The sequence below is a fragment of the Gordonia polyisoprenivorans NBRC 16320 = JCM 10675 genome, from assembly GCF_000241325.1.
Lineage (GTDB): Bacteria > Actinomycetota > Actinomycetes > Mycobacteriales > Mycobacteriaceae > Gordonia > Gordonia polyisoprenivorans.
In genome coordinates this window covers 45964-52975 of the sequence record NZ_BAEI01000093.1, presented here as the reverse complement: position 1 = coordinate 52975, position 7012 = coordinate 45964, and the positions used below count along the sequence as shown (strand labels likewise).

The following is a 7012-nucleotide window of genomic DNA, read 5'->3' as shown; positions in this document are numbered from 1 at the left end:
TATAGGTGCGTTCGCCGATCTCGAGAACAGATCCCGTGATCAGCCGTCCGTGCTCGGCCAGGAAATTCTCGATGTAGTACCGGTCGACGGGACGTCCACGCGCCGAACCGTATTCGCGACAGATCGGTTGGGTTCGGCGCAGATCACCGAAGCGCACACGGCCGACCCGCGGGCGTTGCCGGCGCTCGTTGAGCACCCGGATGGCACGTCGATAATTGTCCTCGCCGAGTACCGCACGCGCCATCGACGTCCTGGTGGTCTGCTGCACCATCTCCGTGTCCGTTCCATGGGTGTCGGGGCGGAGCCGCGTCGTGGCGGACATGCCACACCGAACCACCCGCCCTGTGAGTTAGGTTAGGGTATCCTGTGAACCACGCGGTGGTGGCGTCGGGCCCGGGATCGGACGAAACACCCGTCGTCGGCACCAAGCCGAGCGAACGCTCCCGCGGCATCCGTGCCGCGCTCTACTGTGTGATGGGAACACCAAGCGCGACCGGGGCGCACGCGGAGTTGGCGTGGACGTGCGCACCCATGATCACAGGGAGAGTGCGTATGACCGCGACCACCGAGCCCCTGCGTTCGCGACGCAACCATTGGAACAACCAGGTCCGCAGGCACGCCTTCATGACCCCCGACCGCCCGGCGCTGCGGTTCCTGGGCCAAACCACCACCTGGCGGCAACTCGATGAGCGTTCCCGGGCCTTCGGTGCGGCGCTGGCCCGGCGGGGCGTCGGCTTCGGCGACCGCGTACTGATGGCACTGCTCAATCGCACCGAGTACGTCGAGGCGGTGTTGGGCGCCAACCTGATCGGCGCGATTCCGGTGCCGGTCAACATCCGGATGAGCCCCGCCGAGGTGGGGTACCTCATCACCGACAGTGGCGCACGGGTGATCGTCACCGAAACCCTGCTCGCGCCCCTGACCCAGGCGGCCGCCGCCTCCACCGGCGGCATCGACCACACGATCGTCGTCGGCGGCAGCGAGGTTCCCGACCACCTCGACTATGCCGATCTGATCGCCGAGGACTCCGCCGATCTCCCCGAGATCGATGTGCCCGAGGACACCGTGGCACTGATCATGTACACCTCGGGAACCACCGGAAAACCCAAGGGCGCCATGCTGACCCATCAGAACCTGCAGGCGCAGGCGGTGACGACGATCGCCGCGGCCCAGGACCATTCCGACGCCGACGTCGCCTCGGTGGTCCCACCCATCTTCCACATCGCCGGCATCGCCGCGTTCGCGCCGGTGTTCTACCGGGGAGTTCCCGCCGTGATCCACCCGCTCGGCGCGTTCGACCCCGACGACATGCTCGACACCCTCGAACGGGAGGGCACGACGTCGGTCTTCATGGTGCCGGCCCAGTGGCAGGCGGTGTGTGCCGCCCAACGTGTACGGCCGCGAAACCTCAAGTTGCGCACCATCAGTTGGGGTGCTGCACCCGCTTCGGACACGGTGCTCAACGCGATGAACGAGTCGTTCCCGCAGGCGCTGAACATGACGGCTTTCGGGCAGACCGAGATGTCGCCGGTCACGTGCGTCCTCGAGGGCAAGGACGCGCTGCGCAAGATCGGGTCGATCGGCAAGGTGGTGCCCGCGGTGACCGCCCGGATCGTCGATCCGATGATGAACGACGTCGCCCCCGGCGAGGTCGGCGAGATCGTCTACCGCGGACCCAATCTGATGAAGGGGTACTGGCAGAACCCGCAGGCAACCGCGGATGCCTTCCGCGGCGGCTGGTTTCACTCCGGAGACCTCGTCCGTCAGGACGAGGACGGCTTCCTCTTTGTCGTCGACCGGGCCAAGGACATGATCATCTCCGGCGGTGAGAACGTGTACTGCGCGGAGGTGGAGAACGTGCTCTATGGCCATGAGAAGATCGCCGAGGCCGCCGTCATCGGCCGCGCCCACGAAAAGTGGGGCGAGGTCCCGGTGGCCGTCGTCGTGCTCGCCGAGGGCGCCGACGACCTCACCCTCGACGAGCTCGAGCCCTATCTGAACGAGAACCTGGCCCGCTTCAAGCAGCCCAAGGACCTCGTCATCGTTGACGAACTACCGCGCAACGCCGGCGGCAAGGTCGTCAAACCGCGCCTGCGTGAGGCCTACGGCAGCAAGGACACCGGCCTGCACTGACCACCGGCTCCTCCGGCGAGCGGGTGGTCAGCCGGCGTAGTCGTAGAAGCCCTTGCCGCTCTTCTTGCCGAGATAGCCGGCCTCGACCATGCGCGAGAGCAGCGGCGGCGGCGCGAGGTGCGGCTCGCGGAACTCCTGATAGAGCGATTCGGCCACGTCGAGAACGACGTCGAGACCGACGGTGTCGCTCAGCGTCAGCGGGCCCATCGGGTGAGCGCAGCCGTTGACCATGCCGGCGTCGATGTCCTCCTTGGAGGCGTAGCCGCTCTCGTACATGCGGATGGCGCTCACCAGGTACGGGATCAGCAGGGCGTTGACGACGAAGCCGCCGCGATCACCGGCCGCGATCGTGCGCTTGCCCAGGTGATCGCGGGCGTAGACGGTGACGGTCTCGATGGCCTGCGGTGAGCTCGCGAGACTCGAGATGATCTCTACCAGGGGCATCACGGGAACCGGATTGAAGAAGTGGACGCCCACCACGCGCGAGGGGTCGGCGACGTCCTTGGCGATCCGGATGATGGGGATCGACGAGGTGTTGGTGGCCAGGATCGCCTCGGGCGCGGTGACCTTGTCGAGTTCGGCGAAGAAGCCGATTTTGAGCGACTCGACCTCGGGAAGCGCTTCGATCACCAGCTCACGATCCGCGAAATCGCCGACGGTGGTCGTCAGGGTCAGTCGGGACAGTGCCGCGGTGGCATCGTCCTCGGAGATCTTGCCCTTGCTGACGCCACGGCCCAGAGACTTCTCGATGCGGGCGCGTGCCGCATCGGCGGCGGTCTCGTCGCGCTCGAGTACGAGTACGTCATCGCCGGCGCGAATCGCGACCTCCGCGATCCCCGCACCCATGGTGCCGCCGCCGACCACTCCGAGCTGTGTCATGAAAACCTCCACGTAGGCAGTAGTGAACCGACGCCAAGCGTAGTGCGATGCGCGCCGGCGCAACGGGCACCCTGCTTCATGCGTCGTGTGGCGGGCGCTGGCAAGCTGGGGGAGGCACCGCCGGAGGAATCGAGCAGAGGGAGAATGCACCGTGGCCACCGTGTCGTACGTCATCGCAGGTTCCGAGGCAACCGGGGGCGCGGGATTGCAGGCAGATCTGCGCACATTCACCCAGCTCGGCACCTACGGCGTCGGGACCATCACGTGCATCGTCTCCTTCGATCCGAAAGCCGGATGGGGACACCGCTTCGTGCCGATCGCCGCACCGGTCATCGCCGACCAGATCGAGGCGGCGACCATTGCTCATGAGCCCGAGGTCGTCAAGATCGGGATGTTGGGCACCCCGGAGACGATCACCACCGTCGCCGAGGGCTTGCGGGCCCGACCCTGGCGACACGTCGTTGTCGACCCGGTCCTGATCTGCAAGGGTCAAGAACCCGGAGCCGCCCTCGACACCGACAACGCGCTACGGGAACACATCCTGCCGCTGGCCACCGTCGTGACCCCCAACCTGTTCGAGGCAGCGACACTGGCCGGGATGGACGAACTCGCCGACGTCGAGGATCTCGCCGAGGCGGCCCGGCGGATCGCCGATCAGGGTCCGGCGGTGGTCATCGTCAAGGGTGGCGTAGGTCTACCCGGCGACGACGCCGTCGATGTGGTCTACGACGGTTCGGAGATCACCGTGCTGCGCGCGCCCAAGGTCGGCGAGGAGCGGGCGTCAGGTGCCGGCTGCGTCTTCGCCGCGGCGACCACGGCCGAATTGGCCAAGGGCGCAGACGTTCTCGATGCGATTCACACCGCCAAGGAGTTCACTCACGCCGGGATCGAAACCCGGATCTCCTCGACCGCCCCGTTCGACGCGGTCTGTCCACGGCTCTAGTCGGCCGGCCGGTGACCCCGAATCTCCGATTCCTCCCATGGAACGGATCGGCCGATTAGTCTCATCGCATGCATTGTGTGGTGATCGGTGGCGGATTGGCGGGACTGGCGTCGTTGGTGTGGCTGAGTGAGGCCGGACACCGGGTGACCCTGCTCGAACGCCGGGGATCGCTGGGCGGACGAACGATCTCGATGCCGGTCGCCGCGGTCGACGACGTCCCGGACAACGGTCAGCACGTCTTCGCCAGTGGCTATGAGCATCTGATGCGCTACCTCGACAGCGTCGGCACCCGTCAGCACGTGGCCTTTCCCCGCCACATGACGATCCGGATGCCCGGTGGCGCGACGCGCCGCTCGGCCTTCGGCGGGATCGCTGGGCTGCGTGCGGCACTGGGTGATCTGCCGGGCGTGCGCGGACTCGACCGGCTCCGGACCGCGCGTGCGCAAGCGCTGCTGATCCGGCAGGCGCTGCGCCAACCCGAGTGGCTCGATCAGATCACCGCCGACGAATGGTTCCGCCGACTGCGGATGCCCACGTCTGCGCGAGAGGCGTTGTGGGACGGCATCGTCATCGGTCTGACCGGCGACAAGCCGGACATCTCCTCGGCCAAGGTGCCCGCCGACCTCCTGGTGACCGGTATCCGCAGGGCGCGGGAAACCCGGACGCCGATCTCCATCGGTTATCCGACGGTGGATCTCGACACCCTGTTCGTCACCGGTGCACAGAAGGTCTTCGCCGATGCCGGCGTCGAGGTCCGCCATCGCGCGGTGGTCCGGACGGTCGAGATCGTTGACGAGGCCGTCACCGGGGTCACGCTCACCGATGGCGAGTTCCTCTCGGCGGACGCGGTCATCTGCGCGGTCCCGGTGTGGAGTATCGGCAGCCTGCTCGATCAAATGCCCGGTCACGACGAGATCTATTCGGCGAGCCGGCATTTGACGCCAGTGCCCATCGTCAGCGTCAACCTCTACCTGGATCGCCCCATCGGCATGGACGATTGGGGCGAGATCCTGCTCGGTGGTGAGGGCGTCCTCGAACAGGTATGGGATCGCCAACGGATGCACGGTCGGGATGCGGCGCGCGGCTATCTGTATTCGACCACCGTCTCGGCAGCCTACGATCTCATCGGCAAGTCCAATGCCGACATCACCGACCTCCAGATGCAGATGCTGCGGCGTTACTACCCGGGCGCCCGGCGCGCCGAACTGATCCTCGGGCACGTGGTGCGGATGCCGAAATCGACGTTCGCCCAACGGCCCGGGACCGCCGACATCCGGCCCGATCAACGCACGTCGGTGCGCGGTCTGGCGTTGGCGGGGGACTGGACGCGCACCGATTGGACGACGACCATGGAGGGCGCATGCCAAAGCGCCGCCCGCGCAGTGGATGTGATTCTCGAACTCGCCGGATCGCACTGACCCGCCCCGCGCGCGGATCGGTCGGTGCACTGTCAGCTGTCGGGGTCGCTTCCCGATCCGTCGCTGCCCGATCGATCGCTGCCGGCTTGGTCGTCGGGGGATTCCTCGTCACCGGATCGGCTGTCGGCGGAGCGTTTGTCGAATCGCACCTGGATCTCCTGAAAACCTTTGTGCCGCTGCGCCTTGGCTTGTGCCACGTAGGCCGCCTTGTCGCCGGAGGTGAGCACCACGTTGTCGGTGAAGGGGGTGAGCATCGAGCGGGGATAGAGCTTGTCGACCCGCACGGCGTTGGCCTCGAGGCAGAACACGACGAGAATCGCCGCGATGTAGAGAAAGGCGAGCAGACCCAGCACCACGGCGAACACACCTGTCGTCGCACTCGCGTTGGCGATGACATGTTGGACGTAGATGCTGCCGAAGCTCTGCAGAGCCTGCCATCCGATCGCGGCGGCGATCGCGCCGGGCAGCACGTCTCGGACACCGAGCTCACGCACCGTACCGATGCGGAAAGCCACCACGAACAGGACCGCGGTCAACACCAGTGATCCCGCGATCGACAGCCATTTCCCCGTGGTGCCGAGATCGACGGCCGCGATCGCGCCGTTGACCACGGTCAACCCGATGATCGCGGTTCCCACCGTCGACAGCAGCAGCATTCCGCGCAAACGCACGCGGATCGGATCGGGACGGTCGTTGCGTGGCACCGCCCACACGACGTTCATCGCGTTCTGAATGGCCACGGCGACGCCCAGCCCACCGTAGAGGGCGCCGACCACACCGATCGTCACCGCGACCGTCCCTCCGCTGAGCTGCCCCGGCTGACCGAGCTCGGAACCGATCACCGGGATCTGCGACATCGCCGAGTCCACGATTCGCTCCCGCAGTTCGGGATTGTCGCGCAGAACAAACTCCAGCACGGTCGTCAACAGCAACAGCAGCGGAAACAGCGAGATGAAACCGTAGTAGGCGAGCAGTGCCGCGAGGTAGCCACCCTGATCGTCGAAGAACTTGTACGCCACCGCGAGGGGATAGCCGCTCAGCGGATGGCGACGCTGGAAACGGTCGATACCGGCGCTCAACGACATCGCACTCCACCTCGCTCGACTGTTCCGGCTCTCATCACTTCGCCCACGATCATCACCGACGGCACGGCAACGGCGACGGAGGACGGGCGAACGACGGCGTGTTGGCCCGTCAGGCCCCGAGCACGGTCGCCACGTATTGACAACGTACAACCAACTGGTTGTATATTGGAGGAGTGATCGAGGACGACGAGGACCGCGCCGATGCGATGTTCCACGCCTTGGCCGACCGCACCCGCCGCGACATCATGCGACGGGTACTCGCCGGCGAACACTCGGTCTCGGCGCTCGCGGCGAACTACGACATGAGTTTCGCCGCAGTGCAAAAGCACGTTGCCGTGCTCGAACGAGCGGGGCTGTTGACCAAGCGACGCCACGGTCGCGAGCAATTGGCCACCGGTGACGTGCACGCGGTGCGCTCGGTGGCGACGATGCTGACCGACCTCGAACAGATCTGGCGCGGCCGGATCGGGCGGATCGATGACCTCATCGCCCACACCGCGGACAGAGAAGTACACACCAATGACACCGAAGTTGTTCGACACCAGGAGGATTGA

General features: G+C 66.4%; 6 protein-coding genes and 1 pseudogene. 4 read left to right on the top strand and 3 right to left on the bottom strand.

Translation table 11 applies throughout. From position 1 onward, the window contains the following. Window positions 1-271 (bottom strand): annotated as a pseudogene (locus GOPIP_RS26685) (methyltransferase domain-containing protein); the annotation flags it as partial. 281 nt (window positions 272-552) lie between these two features. Between GOPIP_RS26685 and fadD5 the strand changes: the two are divergent. Further along, on the top strand, window positions 553-2133 hold the full coding sequence (gene fadD5 / locus GOPIP_RS26680; RefSeq protein WP_244421233.1) for a fatty-acid--CoA ligase FadD5: 1581 nt from the start codon (window positions 553-555) through the stop codon (window positions 2131-2133). A gap of 27 nt (window positions 2134-2160) precedes the next feature. Here the strand turns inward: fadD5 and GOPIP_RS26675 are convergent, their stop codons facing one another. After that, a complete protein-coding gene (locus GOPIP_RS26675; RefSeq protein ID WP_006373004.1) occupies window positions 2161-3012 on the bottom strand; it encodes a 3-hydroxybutyryl-CoA dehydrogenase in 852 nt (283 codons plus the stop codon). 151 nt (window positions 3013-3163) lie between these two features. Between GOPIP_RS26675 and GOPIP_RS26670 the strand changes: the two genes are divergently transcribed. Together GOPIP_RS26670 and GOPIP_RS26665 are read left to right on the top strand one after the other, a co-directional pair. Beyond that, window positions 3164-3955 (top strand): hydroxymethylpyrimidine/phosphomethylpyrimidine kinase, encoded by a 792-nt coding sequence (locus GOPIP_RS26670; protein WP_006373003.1) that lies wholly within the window; start codon window positions 3164-3166, stop codon window positions 3953-3955. A gap of 68 nt (window positions 3956-4023) precedes the next feature. Then, window positions 4024-5373, top strand: coding sequence for a hydroxysqualene dehydroxylase (locus GOPIP_RS26665; RefSeq protein ID WP_006373002.1), 1350 nt, complete (start codon window positions 4024-4026; stop codon window positions 5371-5373). A 32-nt stretch (window positions 5374-5405) separates the two neighbouring features. Here the strand turns inward: GOPIP_RS26665 and GOPIP_RS26660 are convergent, their stop codons facing one another. Further along, window positions 5406-6458 (bottom strand): YihY/virulence factor BrkB family protein, encoded by a 1053-nt coding sequence (locus GOPIP_RS26660; protein ID WP_006373001.1) that lies wholly within the window; start codon window positions 6456-6458, stop codon window positions 5406-5408. 173 nt (window positions 6459-6631) lie between these two features. Here GOPIP_RS26660 and GOPIP_RS26655 point away from each other — a divergent pair, with 173 nt between their 5' ends. Further along, entirely contained in the window at window positions 6632-7012 is a 381-nt protein-coding gene (locus GOPIP_RS26655; protein WP_006373000.1) for an ArsR/SmtB family transcription factor, read from the top strand.